We start from the raw sequence: 26,448 nt of genomic DNA, 5'->3' as shown, positions 1-26,448 counted from the left end.
GATACCTGATCACCAGGCCGGGTGTGTCAGCCGCCGAGGGCTGTGCGCACCGCGGCTTTGACCAATGCGGCGTGCAGGTTCAGCGACAGCGCCGCGAGTTCGCGCACGGTCTCCTCGGCGCGAGCGCGCGCATCGGCATCGCGACTCTTCGCGATGGGCGCGGCGATCTGTGCGATCAGCGCGGCCTCGCGGTCGGCGGCGAGTTTGAAGGCGCGCAGATGACGTGCCTCCAGGCCGAATTCGGCCATCGCCTTGGCCGCGTGTGCGAGCGTGACCGCATCGGACTCGAAGAATCCGCCCGCACCGGGGACGATGAGTCCCGCGCGCAGCAGATCGTCGAGGAAACGGTCGTCGATGTCGGCCTTGGCGAGCAGGTCGGACCTGGTGAGCCGCACGCCGACATCGACACGTAATTCCTCGGGCGTGATCGCGCCCGTCACGATACCGAGGCGGCGTGGCGCGGCCGGGCTCTTCGCCTCGGCATCGGCCTCCGCGGAGCCGGACACACTGTGCCCGGCCTCCGCGTCGCCGTGGTGGGAGTGCGCGCGGGCGCGCGCTTCACGCACGCCCAACGTCGCCGCACCACTGTCGATCGCTTCCAACTGCTCCTTGATCACCTTCAACGGCAGGTACTGATCGCGTTGCGCGGTCAGCACGAAACGCAGCCGTTCGTAGTCGGCCACCGAGAACCGCCGGTATCCCGACGGTGTCCGTTCCGGCCGGATCAGGCCCTCGGATTCGAGGAACCGGATCTTGGAGATGGTGATATCAGGAAAATCTGGTCGCAGCAGGTCGAGTACGGAGCCGATCGACATCCCTCCGCGCGCCCACTGCGCCGCCCCTGTCACAGCACTGTGCCCGTCACGGGCACCAGTACCGTTGGGGTCATCGCGACCCCGCGCCCGACGCCGACTCGTTCGCCTGCGTGCGCGGACCGGTCAGGAAGACCAGCCGGAACTTGCCGATCTGGACCTCGTCGCCGTTCTGCAGCTCCGAGGAGTCCACCGGCTCCCGGTTGACGTAGGTGCCGTTGAGGCTGCCCACATCGACGACCTGGAACGAGTCGTCGTCCTGACGGAACTCGGCATGCCGACGGCTGACGGTGACGTCATCCAGAAAAATGTCACTGTCGGGATGACGGCCGGCCGAAGTGGTCGGCTGATCCAGCAGGAAACGCGAGCCCGCGTTCGGGCCACGCTTGACCACCAGGAGGGCCGCACCGGCCGGCAGGCCCTCGACGCCCTGAACCGGCTGTTCGCCGGTCGGCTCTGCGGAGCGCGACGCGTCGACCTCGTTGAGGAAGTCCGCGCGGAAGACCGACGTCGTCTCGGCCGCGGTTTCCCCGTAACCCGGGTCCCTGTTCTCGCTCACCGTTTCTCTCCTCCTCGAACCTGATTATCCATGCAAGCAGGTGCTGTATTCGGCGACACGACCGGCGCGATCACATCGCCAGGAAAAGATCCCGGCGTCGATTCCCCGACGTATCCGCTTGGCTTTGACCGTACCCTGCCGGGGCGTGCCCGTGCAGGGAGAACTGTGAAGGCTGAGTCAGCCCCCGATAACTCCTTGGTAACCCGCTGCATCCAGCAGTTCACCGAGGGCGGAATCGAGGGTTGCCTCGTCGTCGAACGCGAGCTCGAACAGCCATCCCCCGTTGTAGGGATCTTCGTTGAGCGTCTCCGGCGTCTGAACCAGATCCTCGTTCACCGCAACGACTTTGCCGGTGAGCGGAGCGTAGATGTCGGACACGCTCTTGGTCGACTCGACCTCGGCGATGCTGTCGCCGACGGTCACGTCTTTGTCGACGTCGGGCAGCTGGACGAACACGACGTCACCCAGCTGTGACTGGGCGTAATCGGTGATGCCGACACGGACCGCCGTGGGGCTGGTCCGCCGCACCCATTCGTGCTCTTCGGTGTAGCGCAGTTCCTCAGGGGTCCGGGTCACTGGACGTCCTTTCATCGTCGACGTTGCACGCAACAGTATCGACTAGCTCCCGCGGTGCGGCACAGGCGGTATCGATCGCGCGACCGCGACCGCGAGCCCCGCGTAGAGCAGCCCGGTCCAGACGTAGAGTGCCGTGCCCCAGATCAGCAGTGCCCAGCCGAAGGCCCACCCGAAACTCGCCCCCGCCCAGTCCATCTCCCCGGTCAAGATCCACGGCAGCGCCGACATCAGCGCGAAAGTGGCGGCTTTGCCCAGGTAGATCACTTCCGGCGCCGGTAGCTCGCGCCGCTTGTACACCGAAAGGGTCGCGGTGAGTACCAGATCGCGTGCGATCAAGATCACCGCCAGCCACCACGGCAGCAGGCCGCGCACGACGAAGGCCACCAGGGTCGTCACCAGATAGAGCCGATCGACGAGCGGGTCGAGCAGCGCTCCCAGCCGCGAGGACTGATCGAGCAATCGGGCGAGTTTGCCGTCGAGGAAATCGGTGAAGCCGCTGGCGATCAGCAAGGCGAAGGCCCAGCCGTCGGCGTGGCGGACCAGGAGGAGCCAGAGGAAGACGGGGATGCCGATCAACCGCACCACGCTCAGCGCGTTGGGCACGGTCAGGATGCGGTCGCTGAACACGCCACCGGTTTCGGTGTCGTGCGTGCCCGGCGTTCCTGATTCGGTTGCCACGCCCCTGCTTACCGCACCGACCCCGTCCGGCGCCATCCGGCCACGCCGAAACGCCGTCAACTCCGCTGAGTACCGAGCGCCACCCTGCCCGGCGCGCGGCAAACGGCTAACCTCGGCAATCGTGTCCGACAGTGGTATTGATCTGCGTTCCTACGTCTCCGCCGAGGAGGCCCGCGAACGTGGCCGGGCTGCCCGGCGGCGGGTGCCTGTCACCGAGCGTAACCGTGCCGCGGCGAGCCCCGATCGGCCGACGGTGCGCGAATTCATCGACATCAGCAACCGCGGCCGGATCGAACGTCTGATCCCGTTGCGGATCGGGCGGATGATCGCCTCACCGTTCACCTTCTTTCGCGGCGCCGCGGGCCTGATGGCCGCCGACCTCGCCGCCGGACCCGACAGTGGTCTGGCCGCCCAGATCTGTGGTGACGCCCACGCCGCCAACTTCGGCCTCTACGGCACGCAGCGCGGCGAGATCGTGATGGATATCAATGATTTCGACGAGACGGTCATGGGCCCGTGGGAGTGGGATCTGGAGCGCCTGGCGGCAAGCCTCGTGCTGGCGGGACGCGAGAGCGGCGTCGACGAGGACGATTGCCTGCGCGCGGCACGCGATGCCGCCCGCTCCTACCGTCGTACCGTCGGCGAATTGGCCGACATGCCGTTCATGCAGTCCTGGACCGCGTTGCCCGACGAGTCGATCCTCACCAGCGCCAAAGCCGAAGACCTGCTCGACGACTTCAAGAAGGCCGCGAAGAAGGCGCGCAAGAACACCAGCGCCAAGGTGGTGGCGAAGTGGACCGAGCACCTCGACGACCACGAGACCGACATCCGCAAGCACCGTTTCGTCAGCGATCCGCCCGTGCTGACCGCGGTCGACACGCCGGTGTCGGAAGCCGTGATCGACGGCCTGGAACGCTACGCGGGCACCATCCGGGAGTCCCGGCGCAACCTCCTGGCCAGGTTCGCGGTCTCCGATGTCGCGTTCCGCATCGTCGGCACCGGCAGCGTCGGCCTGCACAGCTATGTGGCGCTGTTGCACGGCAACGACGGCGAGGCGGTGGTGTTGCAGGTCAAGCAGGCGCGCCCGTCGGCCCTCGCCCCGTTCCTGCCGCCCACCGAGCCCCGGCACGAGGGCGAGCGGATCGTGGTCGGCGCGCGGACCGTGCAGTCCGAGACCGACATCCTGCTCGGTTGGACGACCGTCGAACTCGACGAGTCGCTGCCCTTCATCGTGCGTCAGTTCCGCAATCTCAAAGGCAGCATCGACCCGGCGGAACTGTCCGCCGACGATCTCGACGACTACGGCCGCCTCGCCGGCGCGCTACTGGCCCGCGCGCATGCTCGCTCCCTCGACCCGCGCGCGCTGGCGGGATATCTGGAAACCGACGATGACGACGACGACCGGTTCGAGGACTCGGTGGCCCGCTTCGCGGTGCGCTACGCCGACCGCACCGAGGCCGATCACGCCGACCTCGTCGCGGCCGTGGACGCGGGTACGATCGCCGCCGAACAGGATTGATCGAGCTACGATGTACGCCAACGGTTCTCGGCACAACGAAGGGCGGTCTCCATGCTCGTGCGCGTGCAGAATGCGGCAGGCAGCGATGCCGAGGCGGCACTGATCGACTGGTTGCGCACGTGGAAGGACCCGGCGAGCCCGCACGGCGTCGCCACGATCAACTGCAGCCTGTTCCACCAGGATCGGCTGCATCAGTTCGACGCGGTGGTCTGGACTCCGACCAGTTGCGTGATCATCGAGGCGGAGACCTTCACCGCCCCGCAGGACGGCGTACTCGAGATCCCGCTCAACGGTCCGTGGATGGTCTCCGGCGAACTCGCCCAGTTCGCGGGCGCGGAGAAATCGACGCCGCTGGAACGTTCGCGTGATCACACCTTCGCCCTGCAGGACTATCTCGCCGCGCGCGGGCTCGGCCAGCGCGCGGTGCACGGTCTCGGCCTGATCGTGCCGATGCCCGGCGCCCAGATCGACGTGCACCAGGGCTGGAGCGACCCGAGCTTCGATGTGATCGTCACCGACGACCCGCATCGGCTCGAGATGTACTTCGAGTTGCTGGCCGAGAAGGAACACAACCTCTGGACGGCCAACGACGTCGCCATCGCGTTCCGTGGCCTCGGCATCCTGCCGTTCCTGCCCGCACCACAGGATCTGCTCAACGAGGGCTTCCTCGGCCCGATCGACGTGACGCTGTGGCACGGCGGGCCCACCCAGGCGGCCGCGGAGTCCTACGCCGAGCAACAGGCCGAGCTCGAACGCCAGGCGCAGTCCCGGGGGATGATCGCACCGTGGTACAGCCCGTGGAAGCTGTATCCGCGGGTCGGCGGCGATCTCGATTTCGGCCGGGCGTTCCTGCGGATCACCCTCGCTCTCGGCATGATCGTGGCCATCGTGTGGGTGCTGTGGTTCCTGGTCACGGCGGTACTCACCTACGGTCCGGCCTGAGCGGGGCCGGACGGCGGCTATCGTCGCGTTCGTGATCGACCGTGTCGGTAGTGCCTCCGCTGTGCGAGTGGCGGCGATCGGCGCCGGTGCCGTACTGACCGCGTCGGTCCCGTTGACGTTCCCCGCGGACGGCGGCCCGAGCGAGCTGGATTCGGTGGCGACGACCGACACCGTCTCCCCGGGCCTGGCGCACGTACTCGTCACGCCGAGTAACGCGCCGGTGGTCGTGGCGCTGCTCCTGGCCGCGTGTGCCTTTTTCGCGCTCCATCGGCAGTGGTGGCGGGCCGTGACCATGCTGGTGGTTCCCGAGGTCGCCTTGGCGGTCAACACCTGGTTGCTGAAACCACTGTGGGATCGCCGACTCGACGACCATCTCGCCTACCCGAGCGGGCATACCGTCCACATGGTCGCTGTCGCAACAACTTTCGCGTGCCTGGTGACCGACCTCCGGATACGGATCGCGGTCGCGACGCTCACCGTGCTCGCCCTGATCGCGATCACCCCCGCGATGGCCGAGCTGGGCTACCACCACCCCACCGATGTCCTCGGTGGGGCGGCAGCGGCCGCCTCGATGGCGATCGGCCTGTGCTGGATCTCCGATGCCCTACACGCCCGGCGCGCCGTCTAGCGGCGATCGAAAACGCTGGCGTCGTGCAGCATTTCGGCGCGCAGCATCGTCTCGGGCACACCCATCGCCTCCACCAGGTTCAGCGCGTCCGGGCGCAGGCGGTCGACGAGTTCGTTCACCCCGCGCCGCACCGCCTTGGCCCGCTCCACCGACATGAACCGGTGCATGATGTACCAGGCCAGGTTCTCCTCCAGCGAGGCGTAGACGAAGAGGTCACAGACGGTTTCGGCCAGCGCCTTGGCATCGGGGTCCTCGATGGTGGCGATGCCGTCGACGAACTCCTCGAGCACCAGCCGGTCGATGTGCGCGGCGCCGGCGGCCAGGATGTGGTCCTGGGCATTGTTGAACGCCTCGAACGGGCCGGTGTCGGCGGCGCGGGCGCGCAACCGGTGCGCGGCGGTGCGCAGCAGGTAGTCCTCGCGGTCGGCGAACAGCTGCAGCTGGACGTCGCGTTTGGACAGGTCGCCTTCGTCGACGGACTCGTCGTTGCGGTCGCGCAGGGTCTGGATCAGCTGACGCACGCCGGAGCGTTTGCGCACCACGTCACCGGCCATGGTGGCGGCGAAGCGCACCCAGCCGAGCGCGTCGAGGTCGCGGACCTCGTCGGAGTAGGCCGTGAGCAGTTCCTTCGCCACGAGCTGGGTCAACACGACGTTGTCGCCCTCGAAGGTGGTGAACACATCGGTGTCGGCCTTCAGCGTGACCAGGCGGTTCTCGGTGAGATATCCCGCGCCGCCGCAGGCTTCGCGACATTCCTGAATGGCCCTGGTGGCGTGGCGGGTCTGAGCCACCTTCAGACCGGCGGCACGCTTCTCCAGCGCCCGCTGTGAGCTCGGTTCGGTGTTCTCCCCGCGCTGGATCTCGTCCATCCGGCGCACCAGGTCGTTCTGGGCGAAGGCCAGCGCGAACGACTTCGCGACCAGCGGCAGCAGCCTGCGCTGATGGCTGCGGTAGTCCATCAGCAGGGTCTCTTCACCGGTATCGGGGTCGGCGAACTGGCGGCGCGCCAGCGCGTAGCGGACGGCGATACTCAGTGCCACCCGCGCGCCGGCCGCGGCCGCGCCGCCGACACTGACCCGGCCACGCACCAGCGTGCCGAGGGTGGTGAAGAAGCGGCGGCTCGGGTTCTCGATCTCCGAGCTGTAGGTGCCGTCCGGCGACACGTCGGCGTAGCGATTGAGCAGGTTCTCGCGGGGGATCCGCACCTGGTCGAAGACGATCCGGCCGTTGTCGACACCGGGCAGGCCGCCCTTGAGCCCATCGTCGTAGGTCGTCACGCCGGGCAGGTCCGCGCCGAGGTCGTCACGGATCGGCACCAGCAGACAGTGCACCCCTTTGCTCTCGCCGCCGACGATCAGCTGGGCGAACACCGCGGCCATCCGCGCGTGCACCGCGGCGCCACCGATGTAGTCCTTGCGCGCCGACGGGGTCGGGGTGTTGATGACGAATTCCTGGGTGGCCGGGTCATAGGTGGCCGTGGTCTCCAGATCGGCGACATCGCTGCCGTGGCCCGACTCGGTCATCGCGAAACAGCCGAGCAGATCGAGCGAGATCAGGCGCTTGATGAAGTCACGGTGACGTTCGGTGCCCAGGTTCTCCACCGCGCCACCGAACAGTCCCCACTGCACGCCGGATTTCACCCACAACGACAGGTCGGTGTAGGCGAGCATCTCCAGCCCGATGACCGCGCCGCCGGGATCACCGGTGCCGCCGTTCTCGGGCCGGAAACCGCGTTCGGGGTAGCCCATGGTCGCGATGACCCGCATCTGGTCGAGCACGCGCGCTCTCGCCGCGTGGATGTCGAGTTCGGGATCGTCGGTGAATTCCGCACCGGCGAGCTGGGTGCGCGCCTGCTCCCTGACCGTGCGCCACGGTCCGTCCAGCGCTGCGCGGAGATGTTCTGCCGTCGTCGATGTGCCGGTAGCCATGGCTTCGACATTAGCCCGCACACGATGGGTCCCCCAGGCCCGAAACTCGGAGCGGGCGAAAGTCTTGCCAACGAATTGAACACGCGTTTAACATATTGAACATGCGTTCAGCCGATCTCACCACCGCCGCCAGGATTCGCGATGCCGCGATCGAATTGTTCGGTGAGCAGGGGTTCGGCGTCGGCGTACGGGCCATCGCCGCCGCGGCCGGGGTGTCACCCGGGCTGGTGAACCATCACTTCGGCTCCAAGGACGGCCTGCGCGCGGTCTGCGACGATCGTGTGCTCGAGATCATCCGCGACGAGAAGCTGCGCGCGATCCAGGCGCCCGGTCCCGCGGGGATCTTGAACGCGATGGCCGAACTCGAGATGTACGCACCTCTGGTGGCCTACATGCTGCGCAGCTTCCAGGCAGGCGGCCCGCTGTCGGAGTCCTTGCTCGAACACATGATCTCCGACGCGGAGCAGTACATGCAGACCGCCGTCGACGAGGGCAAGGCCAAACCGAGTCGCGACCACGCGGCACGCGCTCGCTACATCGTGCTCTGCCATGTCGGCGCGATGAACCTCTACCTCCAGATGCGCATGCAGCGCGAAGGAAAACTCGATTACCGCAAGGCGATTCGTGAGCTGTCCGACGAGATCACCTTCCCGGCGCTCGAGCTCTACACCCAAGGATTACTCACCGATTCCACCATGCTCGACACCCTTTTCGAGGAGTAGACGATGCCCTCCCCCACCACCGACCGGGTCATCGATGTCGCGGACCTGCGAAAGACGTTCGGCCGCTTCACCGCGCTCGACGGACTCGACCTACACGTCAGCACCGGCGAGATCCACGGTTTCCTAGGTCCCAACGGCGCAGGCAAGTCCACCACCATCCGCATCCTGCTCGGAGTCCTGCGCGCGACCGGTGGCGAAGCCGCGGTCTTCGGCCGCGACCCCTGGACCGATGCCGTCGACCTGCATCGCCGGATCGCCTATGTCCCCGGCGATGTCACGCTGTGGCCGTCGCTGTCGGGCGGTGAGACGATCGACCTGCTCGCCCGCATGCGCGGGGGGTTGGACGAGTCACGACGCGGCGAGCTGATCGAACGATTCGAACTCGACCCCACCAAGAAGGCCCGTACCTATTCCAAGGGCAACCGGCAGAAAGTCGCACTGGTGTCGGCGTTTTCGGCGAACGCGGATCTGCTGATCCTCGACGAGCCGACCTCGGGTCTGGACCCGTTGATGGAGCAGGTCTTCCAGGACTGTGTGCACGATGCCGCCGCCCGTGGCGCGACGGTGCTGCTGTCGAGCCACATCCTGTCCGAGGTCGAGCACCTGTGCGACCGGGTCACCATCATCCGCGCCGGCCGCACCGTCGAATCCGGTTCACTCAACGATCTGCGCCATCTGAGCCGCACTGCCATCACCGCCGACCTGATCGGCGATCCCGGCGATCTGAGCACGATGCCCGGGGTCGGCGACATCGAACGAGACGGTTCGACCCTGCGCTGCCAGGTCGATGCCGACCACCTCGGCGCGCTGATCCGGGTACTCGGCGACGCGGGGGTCCGCAGCCTGACCAGCGCGCCACCGACGCTCGAGGATCTGTTCCTCCGCCACTACCACGTCGACGGTGCCGAGACCGCGGAGAAGGTGCGGGCATGACTGCGACAGCCGCTCTCCCTCGCTTCGCCGGAACTGCCCGCACCGCAGGCGAATTCGCCGGCACCGGTCAGATGCTGCGCCTGTATCTGCGCCGCGACCGGGTGGTCGCGCCGCTGTGGTCGCTGCTGATCGGGCTGATGCCCGCGCTGCAGATCGTGTCGATCAAGGACATCTACACCACCGGAGAACAACTCGACCACTTCGCGGCGACCACGGCGGCCAGCCCCGCGCTGATCGCCATGTACGGCCCCGTTTTCAGCTCGGCACTCGGTTCCATCGGCACCTGGAAGGCCGGGGCGATGTACGCGATGATCGCGATCGCCGCGGTGCTCACGGTCATCCGCCACACCAGGGTCGAGGAGGAGACCGGGCGCGCGGAACTGGTCGGCGCCACCAGCATCGGCCGCTTCGCCGGTCTCACCGGAGCACTGCTGCTCGCCTACGGGGCTTCGGCGGTTGCCGGAATCGCCTGTACCGCTTCACTGATGGCCACCGATCTGCCCGTCGCAGGGTCGGTCGCCTTCGGCGCCGCACTCGCCGGCTCCGGCGTGGTCTGGGGTGCGGTGGCCGCCGTGGCGGCGCAGGTCAGCACCGGCGCGCGGCTCGCCCGCGGCATCGCGCTGGGCGGGCTGGGCGCGGCGTTCGCGGTGCGTGCGGTCGGCGATGCGGGAAACGGTGTGCTGTCCTGGTTTTCGCCGCTGGGATGGTGCCTGCAGATCCGCCCGTTCGCCGACGAACGCTGGTGGGTGCTCGTGCCGATGGCCGCCCTCGCCACCGGCGCGACCCTGCTCGCCTATCGGTTGCTGCGGACTCGCGACATCGGCGCGGGACTGCTGGCCGACCGACCCGGACCGGCCGTCGCGGGCACCGCGCTGTCGGGTCCGGTGGGGCTGGCCTGGCGACTGCAGCGAGGTTCGCTGCTCGCCTGGACGACCGGTTTCGCCCTCTACGGTCTGCTCATCGGCGGTGCGGTCGACAGCATCGGCGGCATGCTCGACGACAGCGGCACCCTGCAGGATGTGGTCACCTCGATGGGCGGGTCGGCCGATCTGGAGAAGTCGTTCATCGCCTACGCGGTCGCCATGCTGGCCGCCGCGGCCGCCGCCTACTCCGTGTCGGCTGTGCTGCGATTGCACGAGGAGGAGAACTCAGGGCGCGCGGAGACGGTTCTGGCCGCCGCGGTGAGCCGCGTGCGCTACGCGTCGAGCCACCTGCTGTTCGCGATCGGCGGACCTGCCGTGGCACTGCTGACCGCGGGCTCGGCGATCGGCATCGTCTGGGGCGCGACAGACGGCGACCTTCCCGGCAAGGTCGGCGAATCCTTGGGCGCGGTCGCGGTGCAACTGCCCGCGGTCTGGGTGGTCACCGCCGTCGCGATGCTGCTGTTCGGCGCACTGCCCAAGTACGCGGCACTCGCGTGGGGCGTGCTGAGCGCGATGATCGTGATCTTCGTGCTGGGCTCGCTGGGCAGCTTCTCGCAGTGGATCCTCGATCTGGTGCCCTTCGTCCACCCGCCGAAGCTGCCGGGTGCGGCGTTCGACATCGTGCCGATCGCCTACCTGCTCGCCCTGGCGGGGGCGGGAATCGTGGTGGGGCTCATGGCCTTCCGCCGGCGCGACCTGCGCTGACCGCGGGCGTGCGCTCCGCGTCACCGAGCCGGGGTGGTGAGTCGACTCGCCACCCCGGTTTCAATACGCGCCGTCGCCGCGGGTGACCGCCCCGACTGTGCGCGCGATCAACGCCAGATCCAGCACCATCGACCAGTTCTCGACGTAGGACAGGTCGAGGCGCACCGAGTCCTCCGGCGACAGATCCGACCGTCCGCTGACCTGCCACAACCCGGTGACGCCCGGCTTCACCAGCAGCCGCCGTCGCATCTCCCCGTCGTAGCTGTCGACCTCACGTTGCACCTGCGGCCGTGGCCCGACGACGCTCATGTCGCCGCGCAGCACGTTGAAGAATTGGGGCAGCTCGTCGAGGCTGTACTTGCGCAGGAAACGGCCGACGGCGGTCACTCGCGGATCGTCTTTGACCTTGAAGAACAACGGATTTCCACCGTGGTGCTCGATGAGCGCCTCCACCGTGCTGTCGGCGTCGACGAGCATGCTGCGGAACTTGATCATCCGGAACGGAATACCGTCGCGCCCGATCCGCTCCGACAGGTAGAACACCGGCCCCGCGCTCGTCATCTTCACCGCGATCGCGATGGCGGCCAGCATCGGCGCGACGAGCACCAGCACGGTCGCGGCGAAACACACATCGAACAGCGCTTTTCGGCTCGACTTCGCTCGTCCGTAGCGCGGCGGGTCTATGTGCAGCATCGGCATCCCCGCGACGAGGCGGTTGGTCAGCCGCGCCCCCGCGATGTCGGCGATGCCGGGTGCGACGATCAGATCGACGCCGAGGGGATCCAATGCCCATGCCATCCGCCGCAACTCGGCGGGTCCGAGATGATCGGTCGCGGCCACGGCTACGGAGTCGGCGCCACTGCGGCGCACCGCCTCCAGGACCGAGCGATCGTCGCCGAGCACCGACGGCCCGTCGGACGTTTCGAACTGCGGGCCCACCGATCCCGCGGGCACGCAGACACCGACCACGCGATAGCCGGAGCCGGGATCGCCGGTGAACGCCGTCGCCATCGCCTGCGCGGCCTCCGGCGAACCCACGACCAGCACCGCGATATGGCACCGCCCTTGCGCGCGCCACCGCCGCAACCGCCACCGCCACGCCAACCGCCCGGCCACCAGCGCGAACAGCCCGGCGGGCAACGCGATGGCGAGATAGCCGCGCGCGACCTCCACCCGGAACAGCAGCGCGAGGATCGCCAGCACACCGAACAGCCGCAGGGTCGCCGACACCAGCCTGCGGAACTCCTCGGTCCCGGTCCCGACCACCTGTGGGGTGCGGCTGCCGTAGCCGTGCAGCAACGCCAGCCACCCGGCGGCCAGAGCCAGCGACACCACGGAGTAGCCGACCTCGTAGGGCAGTGGCCAGGCCAGCGGCGGCGCGGCGGGCCCGCCGAAGCGGATGACCTGTGCCGCCGCGACCGCACCGAACACCGCGATCACGTCGGTCGCCGCCAACCGCTGGACCAGTGCGCTCTGCCAACTTTCGCGCTGGGTACGGCGCAGCACCTGGACGCCGTTGACAACATCGACGTCGCCACTACCGGTGAGCTCGTAGCTCATGAACCCACACCTCCCCTTCGGGCGACGAATCGTTTCCCGATCCCCGTCGACCGGAATGCGGCCGTTGCGGCCGTCCTACTTCCCGTCGATTCGATACCCGCTCGTTGATTGTTACAGACCACCAGCAGGGGTTCTTTCCGAAGACTCACCGCCACAAGGGATTCCAGTAGTTAGCCACTTCACAGCGCAATCGGACAGCTATCACCGAGCCGCTATTGCCTTTCGATATGAATGCAGGACAATCACTTTCACAAGTGATCGCCATCACAAACAGAGGAGGAATGGTCGCCCTCGCCGACAGTTAGCCGGTGCCGGATCGACCTGGTATTACTCCGAAAATTACCATGAATGTGTTTCCGCCCGAACGTTTCAGGGCACCCTTTCTGCCCACCGCTGTAACGTCTGTGCCCACTGATCCGACTTCCGGCATGACCGGCAAGAGCCGCGACAGCTCGGGTGAACAGGTATGAAGGTGGGGGCTCCACGTGCAATGTCGACTCTGCGACTCCGAACGGCTCACGAGCGTGCTCGACCTGGGCGCCACCCCACCGTGCGAGAGCTTTCTGTCCGCCACCGATCTCGACCGGCCCGAATCGACGTATCCGCTGCACCTGCGGTTGTGTGAGGACTGCCTGCTGTTACAGATCCCGGCGCTGATCACCCCCGAGGACACCTTCACCGAGTACGCGTACTTCTCCTCGTTCTCCGACAGCTGGGTCCGTCACGCCGAGCAGTTCGTCACCACGACCGCCGAACGACTCGGCCTCGGCGCCGATTCGTTCGTCGTCGAGGTGGCGAGCAACGACGGCTACCTGCTGCGACACGCGGTCGCGCGCGGCATCCGCTGTCTGGGCATCGAGCCCTCGGTCAATGTCGGACTCGCGGCCCGCGAGGTCGGCGTACCGACGGACACCGCGTTCCTGCACCAGGATTCGGCCGCGCGGATCCGCGCCGAGCACGGACCGGCCGACCTGGTGGTCGCCAACAACGTCTACGCCCACGTACCCGACCTGCGCGGGTTCACCCACGCACTGCGCACCCTGCTCAGCGACGACGGCTGGTGCAGCATCGAAGTGCACCACGCGCTGAACCTGGTCCAGCTCGGCCAGTTCGACACCATCTACCACGAGCACTTCCAGTACTACACCGTCCATTCGGCGCAGCGCGCGCTGGCGATCGCCGGCCTGACCGTCGTCGATGTGGAACTGCTGGACACCCACGGTGGCTCGCTCCGGCTGTGGGCACGCCCCGACGCCGTCGCCGAACCCACCGCCCGCGTCGCCGAGGTCCTCGACCTCGAGCGCGCGGCGGGGCTGCACGAACCCGCCGGCTACGCCGCACTCGGTGCCCGTGCCGAATCGGTTCGCCACGAGCTGCTGCGTTTCCTGCTCGACTGCCGCGCCGCGGGCAAGCGGGTGGTCGGCTACGGCGCACCGGGCAAGGGCAACACGCTGCTCAACTACTGCGGCATCCGGCCCGACCTGCTCGAATACACCGTGGACCGCAACCCCTACAAGCACGGCCGCTACACCCCCGGCACCCGGATTCCGATCCATCCGCCGGAACGCATCGACGCGGACAAGCCCGATGTGGTGCTGGTCCTGCCGTGGAATCTCGAAACCGAGATCACCGCTCAACTCAGCCACGTCGGCGAATGGGGTGGCGAACTGATCTACCCCCTGCCGGTGCTGCATCGCGCCGCCACGACGGGCGAACCGGTCGCGGCCGGCGCACTCCCGGAATGAAGGTGAACGAACCGATGAAGGTCGTATTGTTCTGTGGCGGATACGGCATGCGCATGCGCGGCGGATCCGACGACGTCGTCCCCAAGCCGATGCAGCTGGTCGGGCCGCGCCCGTTGCTGTGGCACGTGATGCGCTACTACGCGCACTACGGACACACAGAGTTCGTGCTGTGTCTCGGTTACGGCGCCGAGCACATCAAGAACTTCTTCCTCACCTACCAGGAGTCGGCGTCCAACGACTTCGTGATCCGCAACGGTGAAGTGGAGCTGCTGGGCAGCGACATCAGCGACTGGACGATCACCTTCGTCGACACCGGCGTCGAATCCGCGATCGGGGAGCGACTGCGCCGCGTGCGCGAGCACCTCGACGGCGACGAGTACTTCCTGGCCAACTACGCCGACGTCCTCACCGACGCACCGCTGGACACCATGATCGAGCGTTTCCATGCCTCGGGTGCGGCCGCGTCGATGATGGTGGTGCCGCCGCAGTCCTCGTTCCACTGCGTGGACATCTCGCCGACCGGCGAGGTGAAGGACATCGTGCCGGTGGCGCAGATGCCGCTGTGGGAGAACGGCGGATATTTCGTGCTCAGCCAGGAGATCTTCGATCTGCTGCCCCCTGGCGGCGATCTGGTGGCCGACGCGTGCGGCGCGCTCGCCGGGCAAGGCAGGCTCTTCGGATATCAGCACATGGGTTTCTGGAAGCCGGCCGACACCTTCAAGGAGCGCGCCGAACTCGACGACGCCTACCGCAACGGCACCCGGCCGTGGATGGTGTGGGACCGGCCGTGATCGGGCTGTTCACCACCCCGCCGCGCCGGATCGCGGTGCTCGGCGCGCACTGCGACGACATCGCGATCGGGATGGGGGCAACGCTTCTCGCGCTCACCGGCGCCGATCCCGAGGTCGAGGTGCGCGCGCTTGTCCTCTCCGGTGGCGGCACCGCACGTGAGGACGAGGAGCGGGCGGCGCTCACCGCGTTCTGCTCGGGCAACAAGCCGGAACTGCACGTCCTCGATGTGCCCGACGGCCGCGCGCCCGCGCACTGGGATCGGATCAAGGACGCGCTGGCGGTCTTTCGTCGTGGCGGTGAACCCGAGGTGGTGTTCGCGCCGCATCGTGGCGACGCCCACCAGGACCATCGGCTGCTCGCCGAACTGGTGCCCACCGAGTTCCGTGACCACCTGACCCTGGGTTACGAAATCCTCAAATGGGAGACCGACACTCCGGCTCCCACCCTCTACCATCCACTGAGTCACGCACTCGCGCAGCAGAAGTCGCGTCTGCTGCACGAACACTATCCGTCGCAGACGGGCCGCGACTGGTTCGACGAACAGGCCTTCCTCGGGCTGGCCCGGATGCGTGGGGTGCAGTGCCACGCACAGTATGCCGAGGCGTTCGTGCTCGACAAAGCGATCATCAGATGGGAACAGACGTGAACATGCGGGTACTGGTCACAGGGCACCAAGGCTATCTCGGCACCGTGATGGTGCCCGTGCTGCGGGCGGCGGGCCACCGGGTCACCGGCCTGGACATCGGCTACTTCGCCGACTGCCTGCTCGGCGAATTCGCCGGTGACCCCGACGGTCTGGCCGTGGACCTGCGCGAGGTGACCGTCGAGCAGCTGCGCGGTTTCGACGCGGTGATCCACCTCGCGGCGTTGTCGAACGATCCCCTCGGTGCCCTGGCGCCGGAGATCACCTACGACATCAACCATCACGCGTCGGTGCGACTGGCCCGCCTCGCCAAGGAGGCCGGGGTCTCGAGGTTCCTCTACGCGTCTACCTGCTCGGTCTACGGCGCCGCCGGTGCCGACCTCGTCACCGAGGACGCCCCGCTGCGCCCGATCACCCCCTACGCCGAGAGCAAAGTGCGCGTCGAAGACGATGTGGCCGCGCTGGCCGACGACAACTTCGTTCCGGTATTCCTGCGCAATGCCACCGCTTTCGGCTTCTCGCCGCGGTTGCGGGCCGACATCGTGCTCAACAATCTGGTCGGCTACGCGGTGCTCACCGGCGAGGTGAAGGTGCTCTCCGACGGCACCCCGTGGCGGCCCCTGGTGCACGCCGCCGATATCGCCGCCGCCTTCGCCACCTGCCTCACCGCGCCCGCCGCCGACATCTCGTGCCGGGCGTTCAACATCGGCACCGAGGTCAACAACCTCACCGTCGCCGAGATCGCCGCCTCGGTGGTCGACGCGGTCCCCGGATCCCGGCTGCTGATCACCGGCGAGAACGGCGCCGACCCACGGTCCTACCGGGTCGACTTCTCCTACGCGCGTGAGGTTCTCGGCTTCGAGGCGCAGTGGACGGTCCCTGCGGGCGCGGCCGAGCTCTTCACCGAGTACACCGCGCGCGGACTCACCGCCGACGCGTTCTTCCGCCGGTTCACCCGGCTGCCGCACCTGCAGGGGCTGTGCGACTCCGGGGTGCTCGACGCACAGCTGCGCCGGATCAGTGCGTCGGCGTCAGCGTAGCCAGCAGCGCGGCCCAGGTCCCGGCCCGCGCGTCACGCGCGGAGACCGGACCGACCGGCAGCGGCCACTCGATGGCCAGTTCGGGGTCGTCAAAGGCGACCCCGAGGTCCTCGGCGGGATCGTGCGGACGGTCGATGCGGTAGCAGACGTCGGCGATCTCGGTGAGTGCCTGGAACCCGTGCAGGAAACCCGGCGGCACATAGAGGTGGTGGAACTGCTCGTCGTCGAGCCGAAATGCTTGGCGCGCACCGAAAGTCGGCGAACCTGGTCGAATGTCGACGAGCACGTCGTGCACGGCGCCGTGCGCGCACCGCACCAGCTTGGCCTCACCGCGCCCGCCGCGCCCGTGCATGCCACGGATCACCCCGCGCACCGACCGCGACTGCGAATCCTGGACGAAGGCCGCCGCCGCACCCGCTACCCCGAGATGGGTGTCGAACTCGCCCGCGTCGAAGGTACGGGTGAACAACCCCCGCTCGTCCCGGAACGGTTCGGGAACGAGTACCACTACGTCGGCCAATTCGGTCCGCTCGATACGCACGAGGCCATACTCCCATGACCCGCCGATGCCGCGGCTGCGCGAAGGCCGCGCTCGTTCCCGTCCTCGATCTGGGCTCGGTCCCGGCGGCGGATCACTTTCCGCCACGTGACGCTCCGATCGCCGCCACCGAATCCGGCCACCCTTTGCGGATGGACCGGTGCACGGCGTGCGGGCTGGCTCAGCTGGCCGACGACGACACCGTCACCGCGGAGCCCCGCGGTATCGAACCGCTGGCCCTGCGCGACCAAGCCGGCGAGGCGGTGCGTCTGGTGCACGCCGCCGGGCTGCTGCGCGGATCGACGGTCACCGAATTCGGTAGCCCGCACGGCGGAACCTGGCTGCCACTGCTCGCCGAGCACGGCTTCACCGAGAACACCGGTGAACCGGCCGATGTGGTGCTCGACTGCTTCGGGATCATGCACGAACCCGATCAGCGAGCGGCCTTCGCGGCGCGGGCCGCGGCGACGGCGCCCGACGGGGTGCTGCTTGTCCAATACCACTCACTGGCCACCATCGTCACGCAGGGACAGTGGAACGCGTTGCGGCACGGGCACTTCGCGTATTACTCGCTGTCCGCTCTGCGCACCCTGTTACGCGCGGCGGGGATGAGCGTGGTCACCGCGTGGGAGTTCGACCTCTACGGCGGCACGGTGCTCCTGGCCGTTCGCCACGGCGATCACACCCCCGACGCCAGCATCGACGGCCTTCTCGTCGCCGAAGCCGACGCACTGAGCTCGGCCCCCGAGCTGCAGCAGACGGTCGACCGTCACGTCCGCGCCCTGCGCGGTTGGCTGGACGCCGGTGCCACGCAGGGCCTTCGGGTCTATGCCTACGGCGCCGCGTCGCGCGCGGTGGCCCTGCTGAGCATGGCGGGCGCGCACCGCGACCTGCTCGCCGGTGTCGCCGACGCCGCTCCGGGAAAACAGGGCTGCCGGATGCCCGGCACCGATGTGCCCATCATCTCCCCCGCCGAACTGGTCGCCGCCGAGCCCGACGTCGTGTTGCTCACGCTGCCGGACCTGCTCGCCGAGGTGAGCGCCGCACTGCCCGAACTCGACGGACGGTGGATGATCGACGATCCGGCGGGCCCACGCAACCGATAGAGACCGGCGAAGGCTGTGGGATAACCGACCTTATGTCGATCGGCACATGACCGCAGGACGTGGGATACTCGGAAATGCCCAGCGCCGCACCATGATCGAGTTCGGGTCACCGCTGGACCGCCGCAGTGTCGCGGTGGCCGGTGCCCGGATCGCAGGGGAAACGCGGCGCCGAACGCAGCGTTCGGCGGGCCACTGTCCAGGGGAAGAATTCTGATGAGGGGAACCACCGTGCTCGCATCACGCGCGCTCCGGATCGCGGCGATGGTATCGGCCATCGCTGTCGGTCTCGCCATGGGGGCAGGCGCCGCCGCTGCCGGAATCGACAGCAGCAGTACCGTTCTCGACGGCAAGAACCGCACCGTCGAGGCGATCCAGTCCGACACCCGGATCGACTTCGTCGCACCACTGGACGGCAATCCGCTCACCCGCGAATGGTTCCACAGCGGCGCGGCTTCCTACCTGGTCACCGGCCCCGACGCCGAGACCTGGTCCGGTCGCATCACGCTCGGCTATCAGGTCGGCTACCCCGCCACCCTCGACGGCCGGATCAAGTTCGAGTGGTCCACCCCCAGCCTCGGCCTCGAGGTCGGCGTCGACGGCCCCACCGTCAAGCTCGACGGCCTCATCCCGCGCGCGGGCATCGAACTCGCCGCCGGCTTCGGCCCCGGTATCCAGGAGGTCGAGGTCGCCGGCGGTGAGATCGCCGGAGCCGAAGGCGTACTGCGTCTTTCGGGTTTCCACGGCACTGTCACCGGTGTGCTCGGCCAGACCAATGTCCGTCCGTTCGTACGGATCGTCGGCTCGTCCGGCGACACCGTCGTCACCTACGGCAAGACCTTCTCGATCTGATCGGGGCCCGACGGACCCGGCGAGTGAGTTCACTCGCCGGGTCCGTCGCTGTCACCGTGCCGTGCCGAGCAGAGCGTCGAGCATCTGCGGCAGTGTGCGGGACCGATCGTGTGCCGCCGCGACCCGAGCCCGACCGTCCTCGTGCAAGCGCGACCGCAACCGCGGATCACCGGTGACCCGCTCGATCGCGGCCCGCAGCGCGGCCGGATCAGCGGGCGGAACGCACACCATGACGCGGTCATCGGCGTAACCGCCGTGATCGGTGGCGATCACCGGGACACCCAAACTCATCGCCTCGAGGACGACGAGCTGACCGGCCTCGGGCAGCACGCTGGCCGAGATCACCGCGTCCCAGCCCCGCAGGGTGGTCATGGCGTCGACCTGACCGAGAAAGGCGACCCGACCGGCGAGGTCGGGCTGCTCGGCGCGCTCGCGGAGCTCGGCCAGATACGCCACGTCGCCGGGCAATGCCCGGCCGGCGATCTCGAGTCGCACCTCGGGCAACCCCGCGACGGCCTCCAGCAGAACGTGGTGACCCTTCCATGAGGTCACCACGCCCAGGATGCCGACCACCGGTGGCGTGCGCTCGAACACGGGCGCGGGTTCGACCGGCCAGGTCACGCCGTTGAACGCGACATCGACATCGAACCCGCGCCGGCGCAGCGGCTGCGCGGCGGTCTCGGAGACCGCGACGGCGTGGCCCACCGCCGCGCGCCCGGCCCAGGCGGCGCCGTACTGCCGCCGGCTGGCGAGGATGTCGTGGACCAACCAGGCCGCCGAGCCCCGATGCGGACGGGCCAGCGCCAGCGCGGGCAACGCCATGGTCGAATTGACGATGATGCGGGTTCTGCTGTCCCGCAACGGCTTCCGAAGCCGCCATGCCGCACTGATCCAGTTCTTCAGCATCACCAGCGCGGCGGTCAACCGGCGCAGGCCGCGTTCACCCGCCAACCCCAGCGCGGCGATGCCGATGTGCTCGACACCGGCGGGCAGCCGCTCCCGCAACGGACCGTCCGGGCAGGCGACCCGCACCCGGTAGCCACGTTCGAGCGCCGAGTCCACGAGGGCGAGCATCACGTTCTCCGCGCCCGACGCCTGTCCGGTGTGAGCGACGAACACCAGCTCGCGCCCGTCGTCACTGCCCCGCACGGAGCACCTCCGCGCGGGCGCGGACCTGCGCCAGTGCCGGTTTCGCCGAATAGTCACGACGGAGCATGCCGAAGTTGTCCTCCAGGTTCTGGCGATCGTCGCCCGCGTCGATCAGGGAATAGACGAAAACAGGGCCGATATTGGGCATCGCCGCCATCAAGTCCAGTCCGCCGCCGAGTATCTCGGCTTGGGTCTGCTCGTCGACCGCGCGTGCTCCGGTACCGGTCGGTGCGCCGAATTCGGTGGGCCACAACCGCTTCGACGTATCGCCGCGAGCATCCATGATCGCGCGGATTCGAGTCAGGTTCTGGAAGGCGTTGTCCCGGCTGGGCGACGAGGGCAGCTCCGGATAGGAGTAGGGGTGCACCGCGATGGCGTCGAAGTCGAGAGCCGAGCCCAGCGCGTAGAGGCGCTCGATGAACGTCGACGGCGCGATGTCGCGGCCGTTGTCGGCAGCGGGCGCCAAGCCGCCGACCAGCACCTGACCACCCGGCTGGCGGGTGCGCACAGCCGTCGCCGCCTGATGGAGCAGCTGGGCGTACAGATTCACATGGGGCAGCGGCGCGAAGAAGCTGGTGACATTGGGCTCGTTCCAGACCTCCCAGTGCTTGATCTTATCGCGGTAGCGCTCGACCGCGTCGGCGACGAATTGGCCGAACAGCGCGGGATACGGGGCGACCTTGTTTCCACCGGGCCCCGGGTCCTGACGTGCCCACGGCGGTGAGTAGGTGAGGATGGCCAGCACGTGCAACCCGTGGGCGCGCGCCGACCGCACCACCCGATCGGTCATCGACCAGTCCTTGCGGCCACGGTCGTGCTCGATGAGCGACCAGTCCAGATCCATCCTGATCCAGGTGGCGCCCGCGTCGACCACGCCCTTCATCTGGCGGTCCAATTCGCCGGTGCTCAGTGCGAGCCAAGAGTGCCCGCCCGCGATGCCGAGTCCGGTCTCGTTCACGCGCTCATCGAGCACGGTCGACATCGTCGGTGTCCCGCATCCGAGCAGGGTGAGCGTGAGGGCCACGGTGGTGATCATCCGAGCGAATCGCCACAGTGTCATCAGATTTCGGCCCTCGCACGCTTCGTATCGTCAATCCGTCGGTCCAGCGCACAACGCAGCCGGCGAGGAAAAGGTACAACACACCGGCCACCGTAGAGGTGACAATCCACGGTGGCCCCCACCGCTGCTGAATCATCGTCGCGGGGACGATCACCGCGGCAGCGACAGCGCTGACCGACACCACCGAGGTGACCGGGATCAACCGCCCGATCCGCACCGTGGCGACGAGCGCGAGCCACACCCCGATCAGCAGGACGACGTTCGCCACCAGACCGGCGACGGCCGCGCCTTCGAACGACAGCCACGCGATCAGCGGCCACGACAACGCCAGGTCGACGACCAACGCGAGTAGCGCGATCCAAGGAATCAGGTAGTTGCGCCCGGCGGCCATCAGCGCGACCAGGCCCAGATGGGCCAGCGCGCCGAGCAGTCCGCCGATGATCTGGTAGCGACTCGCATCGACCGCGGACACGAACTTCGCACCGAAGAGCAGGTCGATCACCTGGGTCGCGACCGGCCAGAAGGCGACCAGCGCGGCAAGGCCGAGGGCCGTCAGCGCGGCACCCGACTGCCGGAAGTAGCGCCGGAATCGGGTGGGGTCGGCCGGCCACACCGCGATCAGCAGAGTGGTCAACGGGGCGACGACCGCGATCGCCGCGGTGTCGACGAGGTCGGCGAATTTCATGCCGACCGCGAACATCCCGACGGATTCGAAGGTGTCGAAGTGACCCAGCAGCAGCAGCCCGACCTTCTGCAGCATGATGATCAGGGCCAGGCCGATGCTCAGCGGCAGCGCCTCGCGCAGCATGCCGCCCCACCAGCGCAGTTCGACGCGGCGCGCCGGGATCGGTCCACCGAGTCCCCGACCCACGCCGACGATCTTGATCGCGATGGCGATCAGTTCGTACACCACGGCGGGGATCACCACGATCAGCAAGGTCGGAGCCCACAGCACCGCGACGACGGTCAGCGCCACCTGGACAAGGCGTGCGATCGACTCCGCCGCGGCGACCAAGGTCAAGCGCATGGTCGACTGGAACAGCACGGTGAGCGCGTTGCTCGGCGTCGCGACCACCACGACCAGCCCCGCCACGGCTGTCGCCGCGATGACCTGCGGTGGACAACCGAGCAGCACCACATAGCCCAGCGCCACCCCGTAACCCAGCAGTCCGAGTACGGTCCGCAGCGCGATGAACGAGCTCGCGATCTCGGCGACCTCGGCGGGCTCGCCGTGCACGAGTTTGCCGATGACCGCGCGCCCGACCCCCAGATCGGTGACGATCGCGAGCATGCCGAGCAGACCGAACACGAAGGAGAAGTAGCCCCATTCGACCGCGGGCAGCATCCGGGCGGTGAGCATGGTGCCGAGCAGACCGAGCACCGCGGCGAAGATCCGGCTGGCCAGCATCGCGGCGGTGTTGTTGGCGGCGGCCCGCCCCGACATCGAGGCGCGGCCCTCGATCGGGCGATCGGGGACCGACGGTTTCGCCTCGGTCGTCACGGAATCAACCCGGCGCTGCGATAGGCGCCGACCGTCGCCTCGGCGGTGGCCCGCCAGCTCAGCTTCGACGCCGCGGCCAGACCACGCTCGCGCAGTGCGGCGTTGCCGACGGTGTCGTGCAGCAGTGGGCGCACGGCCGCCGTCCACGACTCGACATTCGCGCGCGCGACCAGCACGGCACCGTCGCCACAGACCTGTGGCAGCGCGCCGACCGCGCTGGCCACCACCGCGCCACCGCACGCCATGGCCTCCACCGGCGGCAGCCCGAATCCTTCGTACTCCGAGCAGTAGGCCACCACGGTCGCGGCGGCGTACAGCGCGGGCAGATCGGCGGCATCGACGTAACCGAGACCGATCGCCGTGGCCGGGGCCTGCGGACCGGTGGATCCCGCCCCGGCCAGCACGAGCGGAATGTCGAGGGCGCGCGCCACTTCCGCGAGCATCCCGACCTGTTTGCGCGGCTCGACGGTCCCCACCTGCAGGATGAATCGAGGCGGCAGGTCGTAGCCGGCGCGCACCCGGTCCACCTCGGAGGCCTCGGGGACGCGCGCCCAGTCGGCGGGAGCGAGCGGCACGACGACCGCCGCACGCCCGAACTTGTCCGCGATCCGTTCGGCGGTGAATTCCGATACCGCGATCAGCAGATCGGCACGCGTCAACGACGTCCGGACCAGCAGCTGTTCCCCGCGCGCCCGATACCGGCTGAACGCCCACGGCACATCGAAGACCGACAGGTCGTGCACCGTGGCGACCGTGGCACGCGGCCCGATCAGCGGAAGGTCGACATCGAGGCCGTGGAACACATCGAATCCGCGCAGCGGCGCGACACCGTGCCACGCGCGCCGAGCGCCGGCCGTGACCGGGCGCGACACCGCCGAGACGGTGGACGGCAGCGAACTCGCCGCGTCGGCTTGGACCAGCGCCGACAGCTCGGCACCCGGCAACAGCGCGGGCAACTGCGCCAGCAGTTGCCGCTGATACGTCGATACCCCGGCGCCGTCGGCTCGGTAGGCCAACGCCCCGAAACACACGGTGGGCCGGCTGTTCGCAGCAGAATTCATGACACCTGTTCGGGGACGGGGCTGCGCTCGACGGCCGGGACTGGGGAGTGCTGGGAGACCGCGCAGCCGACGACCGCGGCGAGCAACCAGAAGTAGAAATCGCTGGGAAAGATCTCGAAGTAGCTCGACGCGACCGCCGCGACCGCGCTCGACAGCACGGCCGCCGCGACCCCGAGCGCCAGTGCGGCGTCGTTGCCGCTCATCGTGCGCGCCGAACGCAGCGCGAGCAGATAGATCACCACCAGGATCGCGCAGAACAACCAGACCCCGATCGGCCCGAGTTCGATGAGCAGCTTCACGTAGTAGTTGTCGGGTTGGTACGGGCGCCCGTAGATCTGGACTTCGCCGGTGGCATAGGGCAATTTCTCGGCGGCCGGGCCGAGCTCGGCGACGAGTTGGGCCGCCTTCGCCGCCCCTGTCGAGCCGAGGCCCTCACCGAACGGATGACTCGGAACCGTCCTGGTCACGACCTTCCACCCGGTCTCGCGGGCGGCCAGGCTCTCCGAGGACAACAGCGAACTGCGCGCCTGCGACGACGCCCCGACGCCGACCACCACGATCAGCGCGACCCCGCCGATGATCACCGCTTTGAGCTGGCGCCGATAGCGGATGACCGCGAGCACCAGCACACCGATCAGCAACCCGAGCAGCGCGGCGCGCACGACGCTAGCCGCGACACCGGCCACCAGCACCGGAGTCATCAGCAGGAACAACCGATTGCGTAGCCGGCGCGGGGCGGCCAGCGCGACTGATCCACCCACCAGCAAGACGGTGACCAGATAGAACGCGAACGGGAACGGTTGGTTGAACGATCCGAACGAGCGCATCAGACCACCGGAGAACCGGATCGTCTCGTTGAATTTGTAGCCCATCTCGGCGAGCCCGGCGGGCCCGATCGCCTGCTGCGCCAAGCCGAAGACCGCGATTCCGACCGACTCGACCATCATGATCGTGATGAGCAGATCGCGATCGCGCGCGGTGAACGGCCGCAGATACAGGATCAACGGCACCACGATGAAGTAGAAGAACGTGATCTTGATCGCGAAAATGCCCAGAATTCCCGCTGTCAGGAACGCCGAACCGACCCCGAACACGCACAGCACCACGCCGATCGACCACCACGGCAACGCCGGACGCGGGTCGACTCGCCCGTAGGGCACGAACGCCGCCACCGCGAGGGTGAGCAGCAGCATCGCTTCTTTCCAGCCGTCCACCCGCATCCACGCCGGTGCGATCAGCAGCAATCCGTTGAACGGCACCAACGCCGCCACCAGCAACACCCCGCGCTGGGGTCGATGCCAGATCCAGCGCAGGAAGACCCAAGCTACCGGCAGGGCCACCACGTACAACAGGGAGTTCACTGCCGCGCGCCTCGCCCGAACAACCGCGCGGCCCGCGCCGACACCCGGACCAGCGCCTGCCGCAGCACGCGACCGTCGCCGATCAGGACATCGATCACACCGACGCGGTCAGCGAACTGCCGACGGTGATGGTGGTTGAACCGCAGCACGTCGGCGAATTTGCTCGCCGACGAAGTCGTACTCGAGTAGTTGAACACCGACGCGCGGTTGATCGCGAATACACGATCGTGGCCGAAGAACTCGCCGCGTCCGCACAGCCGCGCCACCAGGTCGACATCCATCGCGTACAGGAAGTCCGCGCGAAAACCGCTGGTACCGGCGAAATCAGCGCGACGGAACAGGAACGCCGCGGTCGGGCACACGTCGTCGGGCAGTTTGCGCACGAGCGTGCGCAGCACTGTCCGCGACGAGCATCGACCCACCAGTCCTGGCAGCCCGCGCCCCCGCGCGAGGACCACGCCGTCGTCGTCGACGACATCGAACTTGGCGCCCGCGACCGCGATCCCGCTGTCGTCCATCGACTCGACCTGCGCCGACAGGCACCCCGGGGCGATCATGTCGTCGGCGCAGACCAGCTTGACCAGCTCGCCACCGGCCAGTTCGATCGCGCGATTCCAGTTCTGCTCGATCGGCAGCGTGGTGTCGTTGGTGTACAACCGAATGCGCGCATCGTCGAACGCGCGCACGAGATCGCCCGTGCCGTCGGTGCTCGCGTTGTCGACGACCACGATCTCGAGGTCGTCGAAATCCTGCGCGCTGATCGACTCCAGCGTCTCGACAATCGTGCGCGCCGCGTTGAAGGCCGGTACACATACCGACACTCGAACCCCCACAGCCGTTACCCCTCAATGAGATCCATTTGCCGACGGCTCAGCCGTCCCGCACCCATCAAGGGCGAACGTAGATCAGACTACCTGGAGGGCTTCGCGGATGTTCGCCGTGGAATTCCCGGCGACTTACCGGCGAGTGAACTGTGCAGGTTCGGCGGGGTTCGACCGCGTTCGCCGACGCGACCGTCCGGCAGACCTGGGGTATCGTCATCGCAACTCGGTCGTGCCGAAGTGACGGCATACCGGCTTCGGGGGCCGGTGATCGAGAAGTGTTGATGCGTGAAATGT

The 26,448-nt window shown here is 68.2% G+C and carries 25 protein-coding genes; 12 read left to right on the top strand and 13 right to left on the bottom strand.

All coding sequences use genetic code 11. From position 1 onward, the window contains the following. Positions 1 to 26: 26 nt before the first annotated feature. The 4 genes from ACFULV_RS17445 to ACFULV_RS17430 form a co-directional block, all read right to left on the bottom strand. Positions 27 to 815 carry a MerR family transcriptional regulator gene (locus tag ACFULV_RS17445; RefSeq protein WP_378657754.1) on the bottom strand — a complete coding sequence of 263 codons (789 nt, stop codon included), beginning with the start codon at positions 813 to 815 and terminating at the stop codon, positions 27 to 29. Between the two features lie 70 nt (positions 816 to 885). After that, positions 886 to 1,371 (bottom strand): FHA domain-containing protein, encoded by a 486-nt coding sequence (locus ACFULV_RS17440; RefSeq protein WP_101462719.1) that lies wholly within the window; start codon positions 1,369 to 1,371, stop codon positions 886 to 888. Between the two features lie 177 nt (positions 1,372 to 1,548). Then, complete coding sequence (gene gcvH / locus ACFULV_RS17435) at positions 1,549 to 1,962, bottom strand: glycine cleavage system protein GcvH (RefSeq protein WP_378657752.1); 414 nt, start codon at positions 1,960 to 1,962, stop codon at positions 1,549 to 1,551. Between the two features lie 27 nt (positions 1,963 to 1,989). Next, positions 1,990 to 2,625 carry a CDP-alcohol phosphatidyltransferase family protein gene (locus tag ACFULV_RS17430; protein WP_378631208.1) on the bottom strand — a complete coding sequence of 212 codons (636 nt, stop codon included), beginning with the start codon at positions 2,623 to 2,625 and terminating at the stop codon, positions 1,990 to 1,992. 121 nt (positions 2,626 to 2,746) lie between these two features. Here ACFULV_RS17430 and ACFULV_RS17425 point away from each other — a divergent pair, with 121 nt between their 5' ends. The 3 genes from ACFULV_RS17425 (at position 2,747) to ACFULV_RS17415 (ending at position 5,714) form a co-directional block, all read left to right on the top strand. After that, positions 2,747 to 4,144, top strand: coding sequence for a DUF2252 domain-containing protein (locus ACFULV_RS17425; RefSeq protein WP_378657749.1), 1,398 nt, complete (start codon positions 2,747 to 2,749; stop codon positions 4,142 to 4,144). A gap of 63 nt (positions 4,145 to 4,207) precedes the next feature. Continuing rightward, on the top strand, positions 4,208 to 5,086 hold the full coding sequence (locus tag ACFULV_RS17420) for a nuclease-related domain-containing protein (RefSeq protein WP_378657746.1): 879 nt from the start codon (positions 4,208 to 4,210) through the stop codon (positions 5,084 to 5,086). Between the two features lie 31 nt (positions 5,087 to 5,117). Further along, positions 5,118 to 5,714 (top strand): phosphatase PAP2 family protein, encoded by a 597-nt coding sequence (locus ACFULV_RS17415; protein WP_378657743.1) that lies wholly within the window; start codon positions 5,118 to 5,120, stop codon positions 5,712 to 5,714. Here ACFULV_RS17415 and ACFULV_RS17410 read toward each other — a convergent pair. Next, the gene (locus ACFULV_RS17410) at positions 5,711 to 7,642 is read right to left on the bottom strand and encodes an acyl-CoA dehydrogenase (protein WP_378657741.1); all 1,932 of its coding nucleotides are present in this window, start codon (positions 7,640 to 7,642) and stop codon (positions 5,711 to 5,713) included. The two genes, ACFULV_RS17415 and ACFULV_RS17410, sit on opposite strands and share 4 nt — an antisense overlap. A gap of 101 nt (positions 7,643 to 7,743) precedes the next feature. Here ACFULV_RS17410 and ACFULV_RS17405 point away from each other — a divergent pair, with 101 nt between their 5' ends. From ACFULV_RS17405 to ACFULV_RS17395, 3 genes are read left to right on the top strand one after another with little or no spacing between them, the layout of a single operon-like run. Continuing rightward, on the top strand, positions 7,744 to 8,364 hold the full coding sequence (locus ACFULV_RS17405; protein WP_378657739.1) for a TetR family transcriptional regulator: 621 nt from the start codon (positions 7,744 to 7,746) through the stop codon (positions 8,362 to 8,364). A 3-nt stretch (positions 8,365 to 8,367) separates the two neighbouring features. Further along, the gene (locus ACFULV_RS17400; RefSeq protein WP_378657737.1) at positions 8,368 to 9,297 is read left to right on the top strand and encodes an ATP-binding cassette domain-containing protein; all 930 of its coding nucleotides are present in this window, start codon (positions 8,368 to 8,370) and stop codon (positions 9,295 to 9,297) included. Further along, positions 9,294 to 10,925 carry an ABC transporter permease gene (locus tag ACFULV_RS17395; RefSeq protein ID WP_378657734.1) on the top strand — a complete coding sequence of 544 codons (1,632 nt, stop codon included), beginning with the start codon at positions 9,294 to 9,296 and terminating at the stop codon, positions 10,923 to 10,925. The genes ACFULV_RS17400 and ACFULV_RS17395 overlap by 4 nt, the downstream gene beginning before the upstream one ends. Before the next feature lie 60 nt (positions 10,926 to 10,985). Here the strand turns inward: ACFULV_RS17395 and ACFULV_RS17390 are convergent, their stop codons facing one another. After that, positions 10,986 to 12,485: a sugar transferase gene (locus tag ACFULV_RS17390; RefSeq protein WP_378657731.1), complete on the bottom strand. Its 1,500-nt coding sequence runs from the start codon at positions 12,483 to 12,485 to the stop codon at positions 10,986 to 10,988. Positions 12,486 to 12,970: 485 nt separating this feature from the next. Here ACFULV_RS17390 and ACFULV_RS17385 point away from each other — a divergent pair, with 485 nt between their 5' ends. Genes ACFULV_RS17385 through ACFULV_RS17370 form a run of 4 tightly spaced genes read left to right on the top strand, consistent with a single transcriptional unit; the run spans position 12,971 to position 16,705 of the window. Beyond that, positions 12,971 to 14,230, top strand: a complete 1,260-nt coding sequence (locus ACFULV_RS17385) for a methyltransferase domain-containing protein (RefSeq protein ID WP_378657728.1) — start codon at positions 12,971 to 12,973, stop codon at positions 14,228 to 14,230. Positions 14,231 to 14,244: 14 nt separating this feature from the next. Further along, positions 14,245 to 15,021: a glucose-1-phosphate cytidylyltransferase gene (locus ACFULV_RS17380; protein WP_378631193.1), complete on the top strand. Its 777-nt coding sequence runs from the start codon at positions 14,245 to 14,247 to the stop codon at positions 15,019 to 15,021. Continuing rightward, entirely contained in the window at positions 15,018 to 15,668 is a 651-nt protein-coding gene (locus tag ACFULV_RS17375; RefSeq protein ID WP_378657908.1) for a PIG-L deacetylase family protein, read from the top strand. Before ACFULV_RS17380 ends, ACFULV_RS17375 begins: the two co-directional genes overlap by 4 nt. A 2-nt stretch (positions 15,669 to 15,670) precedes the next feature. Next, positions 15,671 to 16,705, top strand: a complete 1,035-nt coding sequence (locus ACFULV_RS17370) for an NAD-dependent epimerase/dehydratase family protein (protein WP_378657906.1) — start codon at positions 15,671 to 15,673, stop codon at positions 16,703 to 16,705. Here ACFULV_RS17370 and rfbC read toward each other — a convergent pair. Continuing rightward, on the bottom strand, positions 16,683 to 17,246 hold the full coding sequence (gene rfbC, locus ACFULV_RS17365) for a dTDP-4-dehydrorhamnose 3,5-epimerase (protein WP_378657726.1): 564 nt from the start codon (positions 17,244 to 17,246) through the stop codon (positions 16,683 to 16,685). The genes ACFULV_RS17370 and rfbC overlap by 23 nt on opposite strands. 14 nt (positions 17,247 to 17,260) lie before the next feature. Here rfbC and ACFULV_RS17360 point away from each other — a divergent pair, with 14 nt between their 5' ends. Both ACFULV_RS17360 and ACFULV_RS17355 read left to right on the top strand, forming a co-directional pair. Beyond that, positions 17,261 to 18,349: a class I SAM-dependent methyltransferase gene (locus ACFULV_RS17360; RefSeq protein ID WP_378657723.1), complete on the top strand. Its 1,089-nt coding sequence runs from the start codon at positions 17,261 to 17,263 to the stop codon at positions 18,347 to 18,349. Between the two features lie 213 nt (positions 18,350 to 18,562). Beyond that, complete coding sequence (locus ACFULV_RS17355; RefSeq protein ID WP_378657720.1) at positions 18,563 to 19,198, top strand: MspA family porin; 636 nt, start codon at positions 18,563 to 18,565, stop codon at positions 19,196 to 19,198. Positions 19,199 to 19,249: 51 nt separating this feature from the next. On the opposite strand, the gene ACFULV_RS17350 is transcribed toward ACFULV_RS17355, so the two are convergent. Genes ACFULV_RS17350 through ACFULV_RS17325 form a run of 6 tightly spaced genes read right to left on the bottom strand, consistent with a single transcriptional unit; the run spans position 19,250 to position 26,163 of the window. Continuing rightward, positions 19,250 to 20,347 (bottom strand): glycosyltransferase family 4 protein, encoded by a 1,098-nt coding sequence (locus ACFULV_RS17350; RefSeq protein WP_378657717.1) that lies wholly within the window; start codon positions 20,345 to 20,347, stop codon positions 19,250 to 19,252. Continuing rightward, positions 20,334 to 21,383: a beta-xylosidase gene (locus tag ACFULV_RS17345; RefSeq protein ID WP_378657714.1), complete on the bottom strand. Its 1,050-nt coding sequence runs from the start codon at positions 21,381 to 21,383 to the stop codon at positions 20,334 to 20,336. Before ACFULV_RS17345 ends, ACFULV_RS17350 begins: the two co-directional genes overlap by 14 nt. Beyond that, a complete protein-coding gene (locus ACFULV_RS17340; RefSeq protein ID WP_378657711.1) occupies positions 21,310 to 22,908 on the bottom strand; it encodes an oligosaccharide flippase family protein in 1,599 nt (532 codons plus the stop codon). Before ACFULV_RS17340 ends, ACFULV_RS17345 begins: the two co-directional genes overlap by 74 nt. Next, complete coding sequence (locus ACFULV_RS17335; RefSeq protein ID WP_378657708.1) at positions 22,905 to 23,969, bottom strand: glycosyltransferase family 4 protein; 1,065 nt, start codon at positions 23,967 to 23,969, stop codon at positions 22,905 to 22,907. The genes ACFULV_RS17340 and ACFULV_RS17335 overlap by 4 nt, the downstream gene beginning before the upstream one ends. Then, entirely contained in the window at positions 23,966 to 25,330 is a 1,365-nt protein-coding gene (locus ACFULV_RS17330; RefSeq protein WP_378657706.1) for an O-antigen ligase family protein, read from the bottom strand. Before ACFULV_RS17330 ends, ACFULV_RS17335 begins: the two co-directional genes overlap by 4 nt. Then, complete coding sequence (locus ACFULV_RS17325; RefSeq protein WP_378657703.1) at positions 25,327 to 26,163, bottom strand: glycosyltransferase family 2 protein; 837 nt, start codon at positions 26,161 to 26,163, stop codon at positions 25,327 to 25,329. Before ACFULV_RS17325 ends, ACFULV_RS17330 begins: the two co-directional genes overlap by 4 nt. Positions 26,164 to 26,448 lie beyond the last annotated feature (285 nt).

The organism is Nocardia sp. NPDC057272, assembly GCF_042668615.1.
Lineage (GTDB): Bacteria > Actinomycetota > Actinomycetes > Mycobacteriales > Mycobacteriaceae > Nocardia.
Note: the sequence above shows the minus strand (reverse complement) of the source record. Positions and strands in the feature narration are given on the sequence as shown.

Coding starts and splice junctions, on each gene's coding strand:
- ACFULV_RS17355 (WP_378657720.1), top strand. CDS start 18,563: ATGAGGGGAACCACCGTGCTCGCATCACGCGCGCTCCGGATCGCGGCG.
- ACFULV_RS17380 (WP_378631193.1), top strand. CDS start 14,245: ATGAAGGTCGTATTGTTCTGTGGCGGATACGGCATGCGCATGCGCGGC.
- ACFULV_RS17370 (WP_378657906.1), top strand. CDS start 15,671: ATGCGGGTACTGGTCACAGGGCACCAAGGCTATCTCGGCACCGTGATG.
- ACFULV_RS17400 (WP_378657737.1), top strand. CDS start 8,368: ATGCCCTCCCCCACCACCGACCGGGTCATCGATGTCGCGGACCTGCGA.
- ACFULV_RS17390 (WP_378657731.1), bottom strand. CDS start 12,485: ATGAGCTACGAGCTCACCGGTAGTGGCGACGTCGATGTTGTCAACGGC.
- ACFULV_RS17395 (WP_378657734.1), top strand. CDS start 9,294: ATGACTGCGACAGCCGCTCTCCCTCGCTTCGCCGGAACTGCCCGCACC.
- ACFULV_RS17360 (WP_378657723.1), top strand. CDS start 17,261: ATGACCCGCCGATGCCGCGGCTGCGCGAAGGCCGCGCTCGTTCCCGTC.
- ACFULV_RS17445 (WP_378657754.1), bottom strand. CDS start 815: ATGTCGATCGGCTCCGTACTCGACCTGCTGCGACCAGATTTTCCTGAT.
- gcvH (WP_378657752.1), bottom strand. CDS start 1,962: ATGAAAGGACGTCCAGTGACCCGGACCCCTGAGGAACTGCGCTACACC.
- ACFULV_RS17410 (WP_378657741.1), bottom strand. CDS start 7,642: ATGGCTACCGGCACATCGACGACGGCAGAACATCTCCGCGCAGCGCTG.
- ACFULV_RS17405 (WP_378657739.1), top strand. CDS start 7,744: ATGCGTTCAGCCGATCTCACCACCGCCGCCAGGATTCGCGATGCCGCG.
- ACFULV_RS17345 (WP_378657714.1), bottom strand. CDS start 21,383: ATGATCACCACCGTGGCCCTCACGCTCACCCTGCTCGGATGCGGGACA.
- ACFULV_RS17335 (WP_378657708.1), bottom strand. CDS start 23,969: ATGAATTCTGCTGCGAACAGCCGGCCCACCGTGTGTTTCGGGGCGTTG.